The sequence below is a fragment of the Micromonospora humidisoli genome, assembly GCF_016900955.1.
Taxonomy (GTDB): Bacteria; Actinomycetota; Actinomycetes; order Mycobacteriales; family Micromonosporaceae; genus Micromonospora; species Micromonospora wenchangensis.
On the sequence record NZ_JAFEUO010000001.1, the window covers coordinates 1,096,462 to 1,114,029 of the forward strand.

The window sequence follows — 17,568 nt, forward strand, 5'->3', positions numbered from 1 at the left end:
CTCCGGGAGGATCTTGGTGATTTCGGCCCTCCAGGGGGCCATCTGCCGCCAAGATCCTCCGCCGCCGTGGTATCGCGGTGCGCCTGTCCGTAGTGAGGTTGGCCAGCACCGCGTAGCACATGTGCTACGTTGGTCTTATGCATGAGGTGGGGCTTCGGGAGATGCGGCAGAACGCCAGCGACCTGGTGCGTCGTGCGCAGGCGGGTGAACGTTTGACGATCACCGTTGCCGGCCGTCCGGCAGCCGTGCTCGGCCCGGTCAGCCCTCGGACCTGGCGGGAGTGGGACGACCTCGCCGGGGTGTTCGACCAACCTACGGACCCCGCCTGGGCAGACGATCGGGATCTCTTGGACGGTGTCGTCACCGACCCGTGGGCAGAACGGTGAGTCGGGGCATCCTCGACACCAGCGTCCTCATCGCCAACGACGTAACACCGATCCCGGGTGAGCTGGCCATCAGCGTTGCCAGTCTTGCCGAACTCCAGTTCGGTGTCCTGGTCGCCAAGACCGCCGAGGCGAGGGCACTCCGGTTGGCGCGGTTGAGTGCTATCCAGCGCCGATTCGATCCGCTGCCCATCGATGACGTGATCGCCGACAGCTACGCACGACTGGCTGCCCGCGTCGTCGAAGCCGGCCGTCAGCCGCGCGCCAGAGTGATGGATCTGCTCATCGCCGCGACCGCACACGCCCATGACGCCGCCGTCTACACCCGCAACGCCGGCGATCTCGCAGGACTCGAAGACCTGATCACGATCCGCACCATCTGACTGACCCGGTGATCTGACAACGTTGCCGTCATCCGGACTTGTCCTGGTGGAGCGCTCGGCTGGCCTCGATGTGGGGGACGTGTTCGATGGCCCAGCCGGCGAGGGCCAGCGCGGGCGGGATGAGGCTCTTGCCGGTGGGGGTCAGCGCGTACTCCACCCGGGGCGGTACCTCCGCGTACGCCGTCCGCGACACCAGGCCGTCGCGCTCCAGGTGGCGCAGGGTCAACGTCAACATGCGCTGGGAGATGCCGGGTATCTGCTGGTGCAGCTCGGTGAACCGCAGCGCGCCCCCGTCGAGGGTCGCCACGATCAGCAGCGTCCATTTGTTGCAGATGCGGTCCAGGATCGCCCGGATCGTCCGGCCGCCGTCGCCCCGGATCATGCAGGTGTGTTCGTACTGCGACATGACCACCCCCTGTGCCTTACGCACACCCGTGTGCCTTTTGTAAGCCCTCCGATAGTGACACATGATGTGGCTAGTTCCTTCTCGTAACCATTGGGTTCAGAGCTGGAGGGCCCGTCATGACACTCGCCTACTGGATCGTCGCCGCGCTGCTGGCCGTCTTCTACCTCTACGCCGGGGGCAAGAAGGTCGTGCAGAGCCGGGAGCAGTTGCAACCGATGATGGGCTGGGTCGACCGCGTACCCATGCCCTTGGTCCGGACCATCGGGGTGCTGGAGGTTCTCGGCGCGGTCGGCCTGGTCCTGCCGCCGCTGACCGGGATCGCACCCTGGCTCGCGGTCGCGGCGGCAGTCGGGCTCGTCCTGATCCAGGTCGGCGGTATCGCGGTGCACCTGTCCCGGGGCGAGACCCGCCAGATCGGGCTCAACGTCGTCCTGCTGGTGACCGCCGCCGCCGCGATCTGGCTGGCCACCGTCTGGGTCTGAGCCGCACGAGGGTCGTCCGCTGGCCGACGCACCGCCGGCACCAGGCAGAATGCCGGGATGGCACTCGACAGGTCCGGGAAGTTGTGGCGCGGGGAGAACGTCGACGACCTCGCCGACTACCTCCGCTACTTCGCGGCCGGCGGCTACCCGGTCGACACGGTGGTGGAGTCCCGGTGCGCCGGGTGCGACGGCCGGGCCTTCCGCGTCGACATCGACGAGGAGGAGGCGACCCGGCGGACCTGCCTCGCCTGCGGCGCGGTCGCCTTCATCGGCGACAGCGCCGACTACTGGGTCGAGGCCGGTCACGACTCCTGCTCCTGCCCCTGCGGGGGTGAGGAGTTCGCCGTCGCGGTCGGCTACGCGCTCGGTGCCGACGGCGAGGTGCGCTGGGTCAGCGTCGGCCTGCGATGCCTCGCCGACGGCACGCTCGGCGTCTACGCCGACACGAAGATCGACTACCTCCCGTCACGCCACCTCCTCGACCAGGCGTGAGCCGGGCGGCCCGTCCAGGGTGCGGAGCAGCGCCGGCAGGCCACCGTGCACGAGGGGGAGGCTGCCCAACTCGCTGAGCCCGACCCAGGCGAGGTCGTCATGCTCGTCGGGCGCACGGTTGGTGGGGGAGCCGAGCCAGGCTCCGACGTGCCACACACCGATGTGTACGGCGTCCTCGCCGCTGCCGGACCGCAGGTCGCCCAGCCGGGAGCAGGACTCCGCGACGATTTCGACGCCGACCTCCTCGCGCAGCTCACGGGCGAGGGCCTGTCGATCGGACTCGCCCGCCTCGACGTTGCCCCCGGGCAGATCCCACAGATCCGGGTACGCCAGGCGGGCCGGACTGCGGTGCACCAGCAGGACCGCGTCGTTCACCACCAGCGCCCCGCAGACGACGATGTGCATGCCGGGATTCGAACACAGGGGTGGGACAGTCGGGCCGTGGTCGGGTCCGGCCGTACCAAATTCGGTGTCGTCGGCGTCGTGACGCCCGGTATCCCGGGCAGATGCGTGAAGAGGTGCTTCCCGGCGGTAACACCACGGGTGCCGTGTTGATCGACGGTGTCGTCCACAAGCGGGCGTCGCGGTGGACGACCACCGAGGCCCTTCCGGCCAGCTTCTGGGCGTGATCCTGACCGGCTTCCCCGACGGCGGGCCGGCGTCGGTCGCGTCACACGGTCGACGCCGGCCCGCCCCCCGTTCGCCGGCTCGTCAGGAGCGGGCGCGCTCCGAGGTGACCGGGGTGGTGAAGAACTCGGCCAGCGCGTCGACCAGGTGCTGCGGAGCCCGGTTGAGCGCGTCGTGACCGGCGCGCGGCACCACCAGCGTGCGGGCGTGCGGCAGTGCCCCGGCCAGCGCCTCGTTGATCGGCCGGTAGTAGGGCGGGCCACTGCCGCCGCAGGCCAACAGCACCTCGGCGGTGATCCCGGCCCACCGCTGCGGCGGGCTGTCGTGGTGCTGGATCAGCGCGCTCTCGTCCAGGGTGGACGGCAGCAGCTCGCCCATGCCGCGCCCGATCGGCGTACGCAGGAACAGCCGGCAGATGGCCACCTGGACGGCCAGCGGCAGGCGCGACGTGGCCGACTGGGTGTTGAGGCCGGCCCCGGTGATCGCCATGGCGCGGGCGATGTCGCCCGCGTGTGCCGCCGCGCGGGCGGCGGGCACCCAGTCGAGCGGGAACAGGCTGTTGACCTGCACCGCCGGGTCGTAGAGGGCGAGCCGGTCGATCGGCAACCCCCGGGCGGCGGCGCGCAGGGCCACGAAGCCGCCGCCGCTGTGGCCGAGCACGTTGCCGACCCCGGTGGCGGCCAACAGCGCGGCGAGGTCGTCGACGTCCTGCTCGCCGTCGTAGGGCTCGGCGCGGGCCGCCGCGTCGTCCCGCCCGCGACGGTTGTAGAGGTGCACGGTGAACCGGTCGGCCAGCCGCAGGGCCAACCGGCGGTAGATGCCGATGGTGACGCCGCCGCCGTGCACCACGATGATGCCCGGCCCGCTGCCGGTGGAGTGGAGCACGATCTCGGCGTCGTCGGCCGCCGGTACCCGCTGCACGGTCCAGTGCTGTTCCATCTCGTCCTCCCCGACATCGAAACCGCGAACGGCGTTTGCAGTTTTAGAGTGTAGCGGTGACCTCACCCGACGAGCCAGCGCGTCCGCCGATCTGGTCCCGGCCGGCCCGGGGGCAGCGCGGCCCCGCGCCGTCGCACTCCCGAGACGAGATCGTGGCCGCCGCGATCGCGGTGGCCGACGCCGACGGCATCGGCGCGGTCTCCATGCGGGCGGTCGCCGCCGCGCTGCACACCGGCGCCGGCTCGCTCTACCGCTACCTGTCCTCCCGCGACGACCTGCTCGACCTGATGGTCGACCGGGCCGCGGGTGAGCTGTGCCCCTACCCGGAGGCCGGCGACGACTGGCTCGACACCATGCTGCTTCTCGCCCGTCGGCAGCTCGACCTCTACCGGCGGCACTCCTGGCTGGTGGCGGTCCTGCCCCGGCCGACCGCCCCCGGCCCGCAGAGCCTGGCCTGGTTCGACCACTGCCTGTCCGTCCTGCGGCCGGTGCCGGCGGCGACCACCACCAAGTTCGAGGCGATCGCCATGATGACCGGGGTGACGTCGCTGTTCGCCCGGCAGGAGACCGCCGCGCCGCCGGTCGGCTTCACCGGCATCGACCTGGCGGCGTACCCGAACCTGGCCGCCGCCATCACCGACCCGTCACCGTCCGCGCCCCGCGACCTCTTCGCCACGACGGTGCGCAGCGTCCTGCGTGGACTGCTCGTCGACGACGCCGGGTGAGGTGGGCTGACGCCCGACGGTCAGCTCGTCTACGGTCCATGGGTGACACCTCCGCGGGTCAAGACGCCGTCCACGTCGTACCGACCCGGCCGGGCGGCGGGCAGGCCGTCCATGGTCGCGCTGGTGCTGCTGACCGGGGTGGGGCCGTTCGCCACCGACGCGTACATCGCCGCCCTGCCCGAACTGCGGCGCTCCCTGGACACCAGCGCCACCATGGCGCAGCTGACCCTGACCGCGTTCATCATCGGCGTGGCCGCAGGTCAGCTCCTGCTCGGCCCGGTCAGCGACATCCGGGGGCGGCGCGGCATCGTCCTGGTGAGCACCGTGAGTTTCGCGTTGCTGTCGCTGCTCTGCGCCGCCGCCCCGACCGCCGGGGTGCTGGTGCTCGCCCGGCTCGGGCAGGGGATCGCGGCCGGCACCGGGGTGGCGCTGGGCCGGGCGATGGTGACCGACGTGTGGCAGGGCGACCGGGCCGCCGCCCGGTTCGGCAGCATCGCCTCGGTGACCTTCCTCGGCCCGGTGCTGGCACCGGCGGTCGGCGGGGTGATCCTCGACCACGGCACCTGGCGTACCGTCTTCCTCGCTCTCACCGGGCTGGGGGCGGCGATGGCGGTGGCCGCGCTGGTCGGCCTGCCGGAGACGCTGCCCGCGCACCGCCGGCACGACGGTGGCCCGCGTGCGGCGCTGTCACGGATGGCCGGCCTGCTGCGGGACCGGACGGTGCTCACCAACCTGATCGTGCTCTGCCTGGCCATCGCCGGCTTCTTCACCTACATCGGCGGCTCGGCGTTCGTCTTCCAGACCGCCTACCGGGTGGACGAGTCCCGCTACACCCTCATCTTCGCCACCAACGCCGCCGGCATGGCCGCCGCCGGGCTGCTGTTCCGGGTGCTGGTCAGGCGGCTCGGCGCCGGCCGGCTGCGGGCCGTCGGGCTCGCCGCGTCCACGGTGGCCACCCTCGTGCTGCTGGTCGTCGCCCTGGTCGACCGGCGGGCCGGGGGGCCGCTTGCCGTGCCGTGGACGCTGCTCGCCGTGGTGGTCGCCGGCATGGGCCTGACCCTGCCGGCCAGCACCGCGCTGACGCAGGAGGCCGGCCGGCGTTCCGCCGGCACCACCGCCGCGCTCCAGGGTGGTCTGGGTTTCCTCGCGGGTGCACTGGTCACGCCACTCACCGGTCTCCTCGGGTACGCCACCCTGCTGCCCATGGCCTCGGCCATGGCGGTCTTCTTCGTGGCGGCCTGCGCGGCGCTGATGCTGCTGGCCCGCCCCGGTGTGCCCTTTCAGCCACTTCACAGTCCTGGCGGTTAGGGTGCGCAGGGTAACCGTGCGTGCTCCACGGTGGAGTACGCCGACCGTGAAGCGGGAGTTCCGATGGTCTTCAAGAAGATGCTGAGCGCGTTCGGGGTCGGCGGGCCCAGCGTCGACACCGTCCTGGCCAACCCGAACACCCGGCCCGGCCTGACCCTCGACGGCAACGTGAACCTGATCGGCGGGGACGCCCCCGCCAACATCGAGCAGATCGGCATCGGCCTGGTCACCCGGGTCGAGATCGAGGGCGGCGACAGCGAGTACGCAGGCGTCATGGAGTTCCACCGGATGGTGGTCAGCGGCCCGCTCCAGCTCGCCCCCAAGCAGCAGCTCGCCATCCCGTTCCAGTTCCCGGTGCCGTGGGAGACCCCGATCACCGACGTCTACGGTCAGCGTCTGCACGGCATGACCATGGGTCTGCGGACCGAGCTGGCCATCGCCCGGGCGGTCGACAAGAGCGACCTCGACCAGGTCAACGTGCACCCGCTGCCGGTGCACGAGCACATCCTCGGCGCGTTCCAGCAGCTCGGTTTCCGGTTCAAGCACGCCGACCTGGAGCGGGGCCACATCCGGGGCTCGCAGCAGACGCTGCCGTTCTACCAGGAGATCGAGTTCTTCGCCGCGCCCCAGTACGCGCAGGCCATCTCCGAGCTGGAGCTGACCTTCGTGACCAGCCCGCACGGCGTCGAGGTGGTGCTGGAGTGCGACAAGCGGGGTGGCTTCCTCAGCTCCGGGCACGACGTGTTCGGCCGCTACACCGTCTCGCACGCCGACGTCGACCGGGTCGACTGGGTGCGGGTCGTCGACGGCTGGCTGCGCGAGACCACCGCCACGTACGGCAACCTGCGCGCCTCCTCCGGATACGGCGCCCCCACCCACGGCTACCCGATGCACGGCCACGGCCACGGTCACCACGGCCGGGGGCCGGGAATGGGCGGCGTGGTGGCCGGCGCGGCGCTCGGTGTCGTCGGTGGACTCGTCGCCGGTGAACTGATCGAGGACGCCTTCGAGGGCGACGACGACGGTGGCGACTTCGGCGACGACGAGTGAGCTGAGACCGCGCCCGACGCCGGGCGGGCCGCCGAGCGGCGGCTGACATGGACCAGCGATGGCCCCCGGGAGGAATCCCGGGGGCCATCGTGATCAGCAGCTCACGCTGCTGGGATCAGCCGGGTCAGCGACGACCCTTGCGCTCCGCGCCGGAACGCCGCGCCGAACCCGCCTTCGCCAGGCCCCGGCTCACCAGGTAGGCGCCGGTCAGGGCGGTCAGGAACCACCACGCCTGCGTCGGGTTGTTGATGTTCAGGCCGTTCGTCGCGGTGCCGCGCCAGAAGGCGGAGATCACCACGACCGCGACCGCGGCGGCGTAGACCCAGAACTCGGTGGTCAGGAACGACTGCTTGGTCTCCGTACCCGGAGACGGCATCGGTTCCCGGTGCCCGTCGTGCATCGCCGGCATCTGCCGGGTCTGCTCGTTCATCATGGCGTTGCGCTGGACGGTGTCCTGCATCGGCCGGTTCATGGGCCTGGTGGATGCAGCCTGCGTGCTCATCTGGTCCTCCTCAGGATTTGATGAGTACCTGCAACTCCCTCGCCCCGCTACCGCGGTCGGCCACGGCACGGTTCACCTGCTGTGGCGGGGGCACCCTGGGTCTACCCCCCGCCGGTGAGCAGGTAACACCGGCTCCGGCCGGAATTTCGTCGCCCGCCGGGTCCGCGTCGCGGTGCCCCGACCGTGGTACGCGCCGCCCCGGCCGGCCAAGGGCTGTGGTGTCCGGCCGGCCAAGGGCGGTGGTGTTTGGTGGTGCGGCCCCCGGGCACGCAGTGGGTTCCGTCGAGACCCTGTGAGGTGAGGAACGTGCGCGACGACGACAGGATGCGGGAGTCCACCCGTCAGGCCGAGGAACGGCTCACCGCCGGGGCGTACGGTCCCGGAGCCCTGGACGAGGTGACGGTGCCCCGGATCGACGTGACCCGGGCCCTTCAGGAGGACGACCCGGACGACGTGGCCCACGTGCCGGTCGACCCGGAGGTGCTGCGCGACGGCGGCCCCACCCGGGGCCAGGGCGCGCTGACCACCACCGGAGGCACGGCCGGGCCGGCCAGCGTCAGGCGGGTGGCCCGGCAACCCGAACGGCACCCGGGCACGGTGGCCCCGACCACCACCGGTGACGCCACCACCGGCGGGCTGAGCACCCCGACCGGCGGCCCGGTCAGCGACCAGTCCGCCAGCGCCGTCGAGATCGGCGACTTCTCCGACGACTGACGTCGGCCGCCGTCGACGCCCCGGCGGCCGGGTCGGAGGGGCCCGCCCCCCGACCCGGCCGCACGGTCAGCCGGCGGGGCGCAGCACGCCCAGGCGGCGGGTGGCCCGGGTCAACGCGACGTACAGGTCGCTGCGCCCCCGGGGTGACTCGGCCACGATCCCGTCCGGGTCCACCACCAGCACCGAGTCGAACTCCAGCCCCTTGGCCTGGCCGACGGTCAGCAGCACCACCCGGCTCTCCAACTCGGGCTGCTCGCCGACGGCCGCCTCGGGCAACGCGGCCAGCAGCACACCCGCCAACCCGTCGGCCCGCCCGGCCGGCACGATCACCCCGAGCCGCCCCCCGCCGTCGCCGGGACGGCCGTCCGCGTCGCCCCCGGCCAGCTCGGCGGCCTCCGCACGGGCCGCCGCGACCAGTTCCGCGCCGAGCCGGTCCGCCGCGACCGTCCGGTCCCACGGCGGCACGCCGCTGTGGCGTACCGACCGGGGTGGGCGCAGCGCCGGGTCGATGCCGGCGAGCACCTCGGCGGCCACCGCCATGATCTCGGCCGGGGTGCGGTAGCTGACGGTCAGCTCCTCCAGCCGCCAGCGCCGCGCCACGTACGGCTCCAACGCCTCGGCCCAGGACGGCGTGCCGGCCAGCGCGCCGGTCTGCGCCACGTCCCCCACGATCGTCATCGACCGGCTCGGGCACCGGCGCATCAGCAGCCGCCAGGCCATCGGCGTCAACTCCTGCGCCTCGTCGACGATGACGTGCCCGAACGCCCACCGCCGGTCGGCGGCGGCCCGCTGCGCGGTGGTCAACCGGTCGGTCTCCTCCTGCCGCTCCAGCAGCCGGTCGGCGTCGATCAGGTCGGTGACGCCGAGGATCTCACCACCGTCGGCCTCGTCCTCCACGTCGATCGAGCGGGAACCCCTGGCGATCTCCAGCACACCCTCGGCGTACTCGCGTTGGAAGGACCTGATGCGTTCCCGCCGGGCGGCGGCGGCCCGCTCGTCCTCGCCGAGCAGCTCCGCGGCCTCGTCCAGCAGCGGCACGTCGGCCGGCGTCCAACCACCGCCGGCCGGACGGTGCAGCAGGGCCCGCTCGTCGTCGGTGAGCATCGGCGCGGCGGTGGCGAGCCGCTGCGGCGAGGCGTACAGGTCGGCGAGCAGCCGTTGCGGCGTGAGCACCGGCCACAGCTCGTCCAGGACGGCGGTGATCTCCGGTTCCTCCCGCAGCTCCCGGCGGATCTCGGCCCGGTCCGCCTCCTCCAGCAGGTTGTCCCCGCCGAGCGGGTCGGCCCCGATCCGTTCGGCGACCTGGTCGGCGAGGGCGTGCACGATCTCGATGTCGAACAGGGCACGGGCCAGGTTGTGCGGGCGGTCGGTACGCCGGACCCGGTCGCGGGCCCGGCGTATCGTCTCCGGGTCCAGCCGGAGCACCTCCCGTTGGGGCAGTTCGATCTCGATCGGCTCGTCCGGCACCCACTGCCGGTCCCGGACGGCGGCGGCGAGCACCTCGGCCAGCACCGCCCGGCCCTTGAGGGCTGCGGTCCCGGCCGGTTCGGCACGCCTGGCGGTGACCCCGGGGAAGAGGTCACCGGGGGTGCTGAGCAGCACCCCCGTCTCGGCCAGCGCCGGCAGCACCTGCGAGATGTACCGCAGGAACGTCGCGTTCGGGCCGACCAGCAGCACCCCCCGGGTGGAGAGCTGCTGCCGGTGGGTGTAGAGCAGGTACGCGGCGCGGTGCAGCGCGACCGCCGTCTTGCCGGTGCCGGGACCGCCCTGCACGACCAGCACCCCGGGCAGGTCGGCCCGGATGATCCGGTCCTGCTCGGCCTGGATGGTCTCCACGATGTCCCGCATCCGGCCGGTCCGGCCGGCGCCGAGCGCGGCGAGCAGCGACGCCTCACCTGTCAGTTCCTCGTGGCCGGTGGGGGAGGCGGTCGCGATGTCCAGCACCTCGTCGTTGAGGCCGGTGACCTTCCGCTCCCGGGTGCGCAGGTGCCGCCGTAACCGGATGCCCTGCGGGTTGGCGGCGGTGGCGAGATAGAACGGCCTGGCGGCGGGGGCACGCCAGTCCATCAGCAGCGGGTCGTAGTCGCCGTCGGTGTCGAAGATGCCGATCCGGCCGATGTAGTGCCGGCTGCCGTCGGCCCCGTCCAGGCGGCCGAAGGCCAGCCCCTGCTCGACCGCCGAGAACTGCTCGACCTGGTCGGCGTACATCTGGACGGCGCTGTCGCGTTGGGAGCGGTCCTGCTGGGTGCCGCCGCCACCGGCGCGCAGTTCGTCGGTGAGCCGCCGGCCGGCCTGCTCGCGCATGGCGTCCAGCCGGCCGTAGAGCATCGAGACGTACTCCTGCTCACGGCCGATCTCGTCGTCGTGTTGTCGCAGCTCGTCCGGGTGCGTTGACAAGCCGTCTCCTCGTCGCTTAGAATCATGCGCGGAATGGCTCTTCAGCCATTCCTTTTTGCATTTCGGGAACTGTTCAAGATACCGCCTGCGGCGTCCCCCCACCAAGCCTCCGCCGTGCCGGACACGACGAACGGGGGCCCGGGCCGGCGCGAGCCGGCCCGGACCCCCGAGGGTCGTGACGTGCGGGATCAGCCCCGCGCGGCCTGGTACAGCCGCTCCGGCGTCACCAGTCCGGCGAGCACCCGCCCGTCGTCGGTGAGCAGCACGCTGAACAGTTTCGCGGAGAACAACCGGCCGCTGCCCCAGTCCCCGCTGACCTTCGGCAACCCGTTGAGCAGGTCGAGGGCCTGCGCCGCGCCCGGACCGTCGGCCGGGCCCGGCTTCGCCGCATCACCGGCCGGCGTCCGCGCCAGGTCCGCCGCGCCGGTCCGCGCCACCAGCACAGTGGTCCAGCCCGTCCCCACCGTACGCAGACCTGCCTCCTCGGCCCCCGGACGCTGCGCGCCCGGCTTGCCGTCCTTGCGGTGCGGGCCCCCCGTGGACCCCGGTCGTCCGGCGGTCTCCTCGGTCACCTTCACCCCGGGCGGCGGGTTGAAGGTGAACTGGTCGGCGTCGGGACGACGGTAGTCGACCTGCGTGAACGCCACCTCGAACGCCGGCTGGTCGGCCCCGTCGGCGAGCACCTCGAACCGCAACGGCACGTGCTCCGTCGCGTCGATGGCGATCCGCACCTGGTGCACCAGGGACGCCTCGTCACGCGGGGTGAGCACCAGCTCGTACGCGTCCCGCCCGGCGACCGTGGCCGACCGGCCGGTGGTCACCAGCGTGCTCGGGTCGACGGCGGCCAACGCCCGCTCGGCGGCATCCTTCGGGGTGACCGGCAACGCGCCCTCCGCCGCCCGCCCGGTCGACTCCGGCAGCGTCCGGTGCGTCGCCGTGTTGGCCTTGCTGTCCCAGGTCCACACGTCCCGGCCGGAACGGATGACGTCCCGCTCGCCGAGGGTGTCGAGCAACGCGACCCGCTGCCGGTCCGGCCCCGAGTACCAGACCCGCAGGGTGTGCGTGCCGGTGAGCAGCGCGGCGTCCCCGCCGGCCAGCCCGGCCAGCGGCGGCAGACCGAGGTCGGCCCGCTGCACCACGGTGCCGGAGAGCCCGTCCAGCCGGGCGGTCTGCAGGTCGACGAGGAGTTGGGCGGCGCTGCGCGGCGGCAGGGCCGGCTCGGCGTTCGCGGCGAACGTGCCGATCGCGGCACCCCCACCGACGACGGTGACCGCGGCGGCCAGCGGCACCAGCCACCGCAGGGTGGAACGGTTCTTCAGTACGGACATGAGCGCACCTCCTGCGACCATCCTGCCGGTTCGCTGCTGTGAGCCCGCTGAGGACGACGTCGCGGCCCGTCGCGTCGAGGTGGCAGGCTGGAATGATGCGGGTGCTGGTGGTGGAGGACGAGGCCCGGCTGGCGGCGGCGTTGCAGCGTGGCCTCACAGCCGAGGGGTTCGTGGTGGACACGGCCGGCACCGGCCCGGCCGGGTTGGACGCCGCCCGGCACGGCGGATACGACGCGATGATCCTCGACGTGATGCTCCCCGGCCTGTCCGGTTACGAGGTGGTGCGCCGGCTGCGCGCCGACGAGCACTGGCTGCCGGTGCTGATGCTCTCCGCCAAGGATGGCGAGTACGACCAGGCCGACGGGCTCGACTGCGGGGCCGACGACTACCTGACCAAACCCTTCTCGTACGTGGTGCTGGTGGCCCGGCTGCGGGCGCTGCTGCGCCGGGGCGCACCGCAGCGGCCCACCGTGCTCGCCGTCGGGGACCTACGGCTGGACCCGGCCCGCCGTCGGGTCACCCGCGCCGACGCCGAGGTGGTGCTCACCGCCCGGGAGTTCGCGCTGCTGGAGTACCTGATCCGCCGCCCCGGCGAGGTGATCTCCAAGACCGAGCTGCTCGACCACGTCTGGGACGCCAGCCTGCGGACCGCCCCGAACGCGGTCGAGGTCTACGTCGGCTACCTGCGCCGCAAGATCGGCCGGGACCGGTTGGAGACCGTCCGGGGCGCCGGCTACCGGCTGATCCCGTGAGCCGGCTGCGCTGGTCGGCGCTCGGGCTGCGCGCCCGGCTGATGGTGCTCGGCGTGGCCGGCCTGTCGGTCGGGCTGGCCCTGGGCGGGGTGGTGCTGCTGGTGGCGCTCGGCTGGACGCTGCAACGCACCGTCGACGAGGAGGCGTTCCGGACCGCCGACGCGGTCGCCCGGCTCGCCGGAGAGGACGCCCTGCCCGACCCGCTGCCGGTGGCCGGTGGGCAGCTACGGGTGCAGGTGGTCGACTCCGCCGGGCGGATCCGGGCCGCCTCCATCGACGCCGACCGGCTGGTGCCGATGGTCCGCCCCGACCAGCTCACCGGCACCGGCCGGCAGCGCACGGTGGTGCCCGGCCAACGGCTCGGCTGGGAGGGGCCGGTACGCGTGGTGGCGGTACCCGCCTGGTCGGCGGGGGAGCCGGTGACCGTGCTGGTGGGCCGCTCCACGGTGGACGTCAGGCACGCCACCCAGGCCGCCCGTACGGTGCTGCTGGTCGCCTTCCCGCTGCTGGTGGGGCTGCTCGCGGTGGTCGCCTGGCGGGTGGTCGGGGCCACCCTGCGCCCGGTCGAGGCGCTGCGCAGCGGAGCCGCCGAGATCACCGGGCGGGACGCGGCCGGCCGGCTGCCCGTACCCGCCTCCCAGGACGAGATCCACCGGCTGGCGGTCACCCTCAACGACATGCTCGACCGGTTGGCGGCGGCCCGCGCCCGGCAACGGTCGTTCCTCGCCGACGCGGCACACGAACTGCGCAGCCCGCTGACGAACATGCGCACCGAACTGGAGGTGGCCCAGCGCCTCGGCGACCGTACCGACTGGCCGGCCGTCGCCGCCGACCTGCTCACCGACACCGAACGGCTGGGCCGGCTCGTCGACGACCTGCTCCTGCTCGCCCGACTCGACGAGCAACCGGCACAGCAGGTCGACCACCTCGGCGCGGCGGAGCCGGTGGAACTGGGCGCCCTGCTCACCGAGGTCGCCGCCCGCTGGCCCGGCCCCACCTCCGCCGCGGTTCCTGCTCTGCTGCCGGGCGGCAGCGGCGGCGCTGCGGCGGAACCTGCCGTGTCGCCGCAGGCCGCCCTCGCGGCGGATCCGCCATCGTCGCCGGAGTCCACCGCCGCCGGGGCGGGTTCTGCCGTGTCGCCTGGGGTTACCGCCGTCGGGTCGGAGCCGGCTGTGTCGCCTGGGGTTACCGCCGTCGGGTCGGGGCCGGCTGTGTCGCCACAGGTCACCGTCGTCACGGCGGCAGGTCCGGTGTGGACCGTCGGCGTCCCCGACGAACTGCGGCGGGTGCTGGGGAACCTGGTCGACAACGCCGTCCGGCACGCCCGTACCCGGGTGGTGCTGGCGGTCGAGCCGACGGTCGACGGGGCGTACCACCTGGTGACGGTGACCGACGACGGGCCGGGAATCCCGGTCGCGGACCGGGAGCGGGTGTTCCGCCGGTTCGCCCGGCTGGACGAAGGACGGGCCCGGGACGCGGGCGGCGCCGGCCTCGGCCTGGCCATCGTGCGCGAACTGGTACGCCGGGGCGGTGGCACCGTGGACCTCGACGACGCCCACCCCGGCCTGACCGTCCGCCTACACCTACCGCTCCTCCCCGACCCCGACTGACCGCCCCCCTCCCTCCACACACCCACGCGCTCGTGGCCCCCGCCCACCCGCTCATGTTGATCAAGAGGTTTGCGTCACTCCACGCCGCTCGGGCTGACGCAAACCTCTTGGTCATCCGGCTGGGCGGGGTGAAGGGGGCGGTGATCAAGGGGTTTGCGTCACTCCCGCCGCTCCGGTTGACGTAAACCTCTTGATCACCCGGCTGGGCGGGGTGGATGGAGCGTGATCAAGAGGTTTGCGTCAGGAGTTCGCTGGGGGTGACGTAAACCTCTTGATCAACATGAGCGGGCGGGGCGGGGCGGGGCTGGGCGGGTTGGGGTGGGGATGTGGGCGGGTGGGGGTGGGTTAGCGGCGGGTGGTGCAGACGCGTTTGGCTCGTGCGACCACGTCGGTGGACCAGACGACGGCGACGGTGAAGCAGTAGTTGGTGGTGCGGTCCAGGCCGTGTACGACGAAATTGTCGGTACCGGGTGGGAGAGTCTGGAAGGGGCGCGGGTCCTGGCCGGCCTGGGCGGCGGAGAGCACCACGGGGCCCTCGCTGCCGGCCGGGTACGTCCAGGTCAGGGTGATGCCGTCGGGTCGGTCGCGTAGCGTCACCCGCCCGGGTGGGGTGCCCGGTGAGGCGGGTGGGCCGGCGTTCGGCGTGGCGGCGGTCGGGGCGGCTTCGGTCGGCGCGGCGGGCGGTGGTGCGTCGGAGCCGCCCACCTGGGACACCCCGGCGATCACCGCGACCGCGCCCAGCAACACCACCGCCACGCCGGCGGCCACCAGCGGTACGGCACCCGGGCGGCGTCGGGGCGGGGCGTGTCGGCGTGGCACCAGCACGGGCAGCAACCGCGACGGGTCCACCGGCGGCTCGGCCGGCGTGACCCGGCGGACCCCGGCCGCCTCCTCGTCCCGGCGGCTCTGCGACAGCGGCGGGGCATAGCGAGCGTCCCGCCAACCGTCGGGTGTGGACCCGTTCGCCCCTGCTGCGGCCTGCTCGGGCGGCCAGTGTCCGCCCTCGTCGATCCGCCCCGCCCCGGTCGGGTAGTCCGCCCCGGCCGGATAGCCCGGCCCGCCGGGACGACCGGACCCGCCGGGATGGCTTGACCCGCCGGGATTTCCGGGCCCGCCGGATCGACCGGGCCCGCCGGACTGATCTGGCGCGCTGAAGTGATCGTGCCCCGATGGGTAGCCGGATTCGGGCGGATAGCCGGGCCCAGGCGAATGTGCCGGTCCGACCGGACGACCCGCGCCGACCGGACGACCCGCGCCGGCCGGAGAGCCCGACTCGGCCGGGTGGCCCGATGCCGGGTAGTCGGAGCCCGGGTAGTCGGAGCTCGGGTAGTCGGAGGTCGGGTGACCTGGGGTCGGGTAGCCGCTGCCGGCCGGGTAACCGGTATCGCCCCGGTAGCCGGCATCGCCCGGACCGTCGCCGGCCCGGTAGCCGGCTCCGCCGGGCTGACCGTCCCAGGGGCCGTATCCGCTGTCGGCGGGGTAGCCGGGGCCGGGGCGGGCGGCGTCCGGTGGGTAGCCGGTGTCGTCGGCGGGCATCCGCTGGCCGGGCACCGTCGGCGGGTACGCATCGTCGGGTGACGCCGGGCCGGCCGACCAGGGCGGCAGGTCGGGTGGACCCTCTGCGGGCGGTGGGGTACGGGCGGCCGGCACCACCGGCGTGCCACGCTCGGGGGTGGGCTCCTCGTCGCAGACGTGGTCCGGGTCGGCGGCTGCCCGGGCCAGGGCCGCCACCTGCCGGGCGAGCGGGTCGTCGGCGGCGAGGTGTTGGCGGGCCAGCTCGCGGGCGAGGGCGAGGTTGTCGTGCGCCTCGTCGAACCGGCCGCAGTCGCGTTGCATGGCACCGAGCCGGGCGAGCATCTTGATGCCGCTGGCGTGGCCGTCGCCGTACACCTCGCGGTGCAGTTCCCAGGCGTCCTGGAGACGTTCGCGGGCCTCGGAGCACTGGCCCCGGGCGTACTCCACGGTGGCCAGGTCGGCGTGTGCGGCGAGGACCCGCAGCGACTCGGGACCGTCCCAGGCGGTCAGTTCCAGGATCACCTCGGAATAGAGGCGGGCGGCGCGGGCGTCGCTGCCGACCCGGTGCAGCACCGCCGCCAGGGTGGCCGCCGTGGAGATGGTCCGCTGGTCGGAGATGCCGTACAGCCGGCTCGACGCCGCGTACGCGAAGGCGGCCCAGCCGCGCGCGGAGTGCGGTTCGCCGAGGGTGACCAGCAGTCGGGCCTGGAGCCCGGCGGCCTCGGCCAGTTCGGGGGAGGCGTGGTCGGGGCGGGGGTCCGCGTCGGTCAGCGCGTCGGCCAGCAGCCGCTGGGCGCCGACCAGGTCGCCGGCGGACACCAGGTGCTGCGCCTGGAGGGTCAGTTCACCGAAGCCGGAAGACACGCCCCATCGTGCTTGGCCGGCAACGGTTAGTACAACCCTTGCCGGTCGGCAACTTGGTCAAGAACCGGTCAGGTGGGCGACCAGCGTCTCGCTGATCCGGCGCAACTGGTCGACCTGGGCGGGGCTGAGCGCGTCGAACAGGTGCCGGCGTACCCCCTCGACGTGGCCGGGCGCGGCGGCGGCGAGGGTCGCGAAGCCGGCGTCGGTGAGCACGGCGACCTGCCCACGCCGGTCGGTGGGGCAGTCCTCGCGGCGCACCCAGCCGGCCGTCTCCAGCCGGGCCACGGCGTGCGACAGTCGGCTGCGTGAGGAGCCGGTGAGGTCGGCCAGGTCGCTCATCCGCAGCTGCCGGCCGGGCACCTCGGAGAGGCGGACCAGGATCTCGTAGTAGGCGTGCGGCATCCCGGCGTCGCGTTGCAGCTCGCGGTCGAGGGTGTCGCTCAGCGCCCGGGAGGCGGTCAGGAAGGCACGCCAGGTCTGCTGCTCGTCGGGGTCCAGCCAGCGGGTCATGACGACCATCATAACCGGAATAGTTGAACGCTCAACAAAACCGCGCTAGCGTGGTGGACATGGGAATCCACCGCCTCAACCACGCCGTGCTCTACGTCTCCGACCTGCGTCGCAGCATCGACTTCTACCGCGACGTGCTGGGCTTCCGCCCGGTGCCGATGACCCCGGACGGGTTCCGGGGCGCGGCCTTCCTCCAGGCCCCCGACTCGACCAACGACCACGACCTCGGCCTGTTCGAGATCGGCGCGTCCGCCGGCCGCTCGCAGGCCGGCCGGGCCACCGTCGGCCTCTACCACCTGGCCTGGGAGCTGGACACCCTCGACGAGCTGGGCGCCACCGCGCAGCGGCTGGCCGCCGCCGACGCCCTGGTCGGCACCTCCGACCACGGCACCACCAAGAGCCTGTACGGCCGCGACCCCGACGGGCTGGAGTTCGAGATCGTCTGGATCGTCCCGGCCGCCCTGCTCGACGAGGACGCCCTCGCCGCCCGCAAGCGGATCGGCCGGCTCGACCTCGACCGCGAACGGGCCCGCTACGGCGGGCAGACCCGGGGCGGGGTGGGGATCTCCGTCCCGGCCTGA

Annotated in this window: 20 protein-coding genes; 12 read left to right on the top strand and 8 right to left on the bottom strand. The window is 73.3% G+C overall.

Features of this window, described 5'->3' with window-relative positions:
- The first annotated feature begins 137 nt into the window (after window positions 1–137).
- Window positions 138–386 (top strand): type II toxin-antitoxin system Phd/YefM family antitoxin, encoded by a 249-nt coding sequence (locus JQN84_RS04830; RefSeq protein WP_204957158.1) that lies wholly within the window; start codon window positions 138–140, stop codon window positions 384–386.
- Window positions 383–766, top strand: a complete 384-nt coding sequence (locus tag JQN84_RS04835) for a PIN domain-containing protein (protein ID WP_204957159.1) — start codon at window positions 383–385, stop codon at window positions 764–766. Before JQN84_RS04830 ends, JQN84_RS04835 begins: the two co-directional genes overlap by 4 nt.
- 28 nt (window positions 767–794) lie before the next feature.
- Here the strand turns inward: JQN84_RS04835 and JQN84_RS04840 are convergent, their stop codons facing one another.
- Complete coding sequence (locus JQN84_RS04840; RefSeq protein ID WP_088642232.1) at window positions 795–1,172, bottom strand: winged helix-turn-helix transcriptional regulator; 378 nt, start codon at window positions 1,170–1,172, stop codon at window positions 795–797.
- 116 nt (window positions 1,173–1,288) lie between these two features.
- On the opposite strand from JQN84_RS04840, the gene JQN84_RS04845 reads away from it, so the two are divergent.
- Window positions 1,289–1,654 carry a DoxX family protein gene (locus JQN84_RS04845; protein WP_204957160.1) on the top strand — a complete coding sequence of 122 codons (366 nt, stop codon included), beginning with the start codon at window positions 1,289–1,291 and terminating at the stop codon, window positions 1,652–1,654.
- Between the two features lie 57 nt (window positions 1,655–1,711).
- Window positions 1,712–2,146 (top strand): hypothetical protein, encoded by a 435-nt coding sequence (locus tag JQN84_RS04850; protein ID WP_204957161.1) that lies wholly within the window; start codon window positions 1,712–1,714, stop codon window positions 2,144–2,146.
- Here JQN84_RS04850 and JQN84_RS04855 read toward each other — a convergent pair.
- Entirely contained in the window at window positions 2,120–2,551 is a 432-nt protein-coding gene (locus JQN84_RS04855) for an NUDIX domain-containing protein (RefSeq protein ID WP_204957162.1), read from the bottom strand. The two genes, JQN84_RS04850 and JQN84_RS04855, sit on opposite strands and share 27 nt — an antisense overlap.
- Before the next feature lie 101 nt (window positions 2,552–2,652).
- On the opposite strand from JQN84_RS04855, the gene JQN84_RS31900 reads away from it, so the two are divergent.
- Window positions 2,653–2,775, top strand: coding sequence for a hypothetical protein (locus tag JQN84_RS31900; RefSeq protein WP_255553776.1), 123 nt, complete (start codon window positions 2,653–2,655; stop codon window positions 2,773–2,775).
- A gap of 82 nt (window positions 2,776–2,857) precedes the next feature.
- Here JQN84_RS31900 and JQN84_RS04865 read toward each other — a convergent pair whose 3' ends face one another.
- Window positions 2,858–3,712 (bottom strand): alpha/beta fold hydrolase, encoded by an 855-nt coding sequence (locus tag JQN84_RS04865; RefSeq protein ID WP_204957163.1) that lies wholly within the window; start codon window positions 3,710–3,712, stop codon window positions 2,858–2,860.
- A 56-nt stretch (window positions 3,713–3,768) separates the two neighbouring features.
- Between JQN84_RS04865 and JQN84_RS04870 the strand changes: the two genes are divergently transcribed.
- From JQN84_RS04870 to JQN84_RS04880, 3 genes are all read left to right on the top strand, one after another.
- The gene (locus JQN84_RS04870; RefSeq protein ID WP_204957164.1) at window positions 3,769–4,437 is read left to right on the top strand and encodes a TetR/AcrR family transcriptional regulator; all 669 of its coding nucleotides are present in this window, start codon (window positions 3,769–3,771) and stop codon (window positions 4,435–4,437) included.
- 42 nt (window positions 4,438–4,479) lie between these two features.
- Window positions 4,480–5,745 (top strand): Bcr/CflA family efflux MFS transporter, encoded by a 1,266-nt coding sequence (locus JQN84_RS04875; RefSeq protein ID WP_204957165.1) that lies wholly within the window; start codon window positions 4,480–4,482, stop codon window positions 5,743–5,745.
- Between the two features lie 63 nt (window positions 5,746–5,808).
- Entirely contained in the window at window positions 5,809–6,795 is a 987-nt protein-coding gene (locus JQN84_RS04880; protein ID WP_204957166.1) for a sporulation protein, read from the top strand.
- A 124-nt stretch (window positions 6,796–6,919) separates the two neighbouring features.
- On the opposite strand, the gene JQN84_RS04885 is transcribed toward JQN84_RS04880, so the two are convergent.
- Window positions 6,920–7,204, bottom strand: coding sequence for a hypothetical protein (locus JQN84_RS04885; protein ID WP_176739158.1), 285 nt, complete (start codon window positions 7,202–7,204; stop codon window positions 6,920–6,922).
- Between the two features lie 399 nt (window positions 7,205–7,603).
- Here JQN84_RS04885 and JQN84_RS04890 point away from each other — a divergent pair, with 399 nt between their 5' ends.
- Entirely contained in the window at window positions 7,604–8,011 is a 408-nt protein-coding gene (locus JQN84_RS04890; protein WP_204957167.1) for a hypothetical protein, read from the top strand.
- A 66-nt stretch (window positions 8,012–8,077) separates the two neighbouring features.
- On the opposite strand, the gene JQN84_RS04895 is transcribed toward JQN84_RS04890, so the two are convergent.
- On the bottom strand, window positions 8,078–10,408 hold the full coding sequence (locus JQN84_RS04895) for a HelD family protein (protein ID WP_504739423.1): 2,331 nt from the start codon (window positions 10,406–10,408) through the stop codon (window positions 8,078–8,080).
- A gap of 188 nt (window positions 10,409–10,596) precedes the next feature.
- Complete coding sequence (locus tag JQN84_RS04900) at window positions 10,597–11,736, bottom strand: LolA family protein (protein ID WP_204957168.1); 1,140 nt, start codon at window positions 11,734–11,736, stop codon at window positions 10,597–10,599.
- A gap of 95 nt (window positions 11,737–11,831) precedes the next feature.
- Here JQN84_RS04900 and JQN84_RS04905 point away from each other — a divergent pair, with 95 nt between their 5' ends.
- Together JQN84_RS04905 and JQN84_RS31220 are read left to right on the top strand one after the other, a co-directional pair.
- Window positions 11,832–12,488: a response regulator transcription factor gene (locus JQN84_RS04905; protein ID WP_204957345.1), complete on the top strand. Its 657-nt coding sequence runs from the start codon at window positions 11,832–11,834 to the stop codon at window positions 12,486–12,488.
- Between the two features lie 41 nt (window positions 12,489–12,529).
- Window positions 12,530–14,098, top strand: a complete 1,569-nt coding sequence (locus JQN84_RS31220) for a HAMP domain-containing sensor histidine kinase (RefSeq protein ID WP_239484929.1) — start codon at window positions 12,530–12,532, stop codon at window positions 14,096–14,098.
- A 345-nt stretch (window positions 14,099–14,443) separates the two neighbouring features.
- On the opposite strand, the gene JQN84_RS04920 is transcribed toward JQN84_RS31220, so the two are convergent.
- Both JQN84_RS04920 and JQN84_RS04925 read right to left on the bottom strand, forming a co-directional pair.
- Window positions 14,444–16,477 carry a tetratricopeptide repeat protein gene (locus tag JQN84_RS04920; protein WP_204957169.1) on the bottom strand — a complete coding sequence of 678 codons (2,034 nt, stop codon included), beginning with the start codon at window positions 16,475–16,477 and terminating at the stop codon, window positions 14,444–14,446.
- A 57-nt stretch (window positions 16,478–16,534) separates the two neighbouring features.
- Window positions 16,535–16,996, bottom strand: a complete 462-nt coding sequence (locus JQN84_RS04925; RefSeq protein ID WP_204957346.1) for a MarR family winged helix-turn-helix transcriptional regulator — start codon at window positions 16,994–16,996, stop codon at window positions 16,535–16,537.
- A 50-nt stretch (window positions 16,997–17,046) separates the two neighbouring features.
- Here JQN84_RS04925 and JQN84_RS04930 point away from each other — a divergent pair, with 50 nt between their 5' ends.
- On the top strand, window positions 17,047–17,568 hold the full coding sequence (locus JQN84_RS04930) for a VOC family protein (protein ID WP_204957170.1): 522 nt from the start codon (window positions 17,047–17,049) through the stop codon (window positions 17,566–17,568).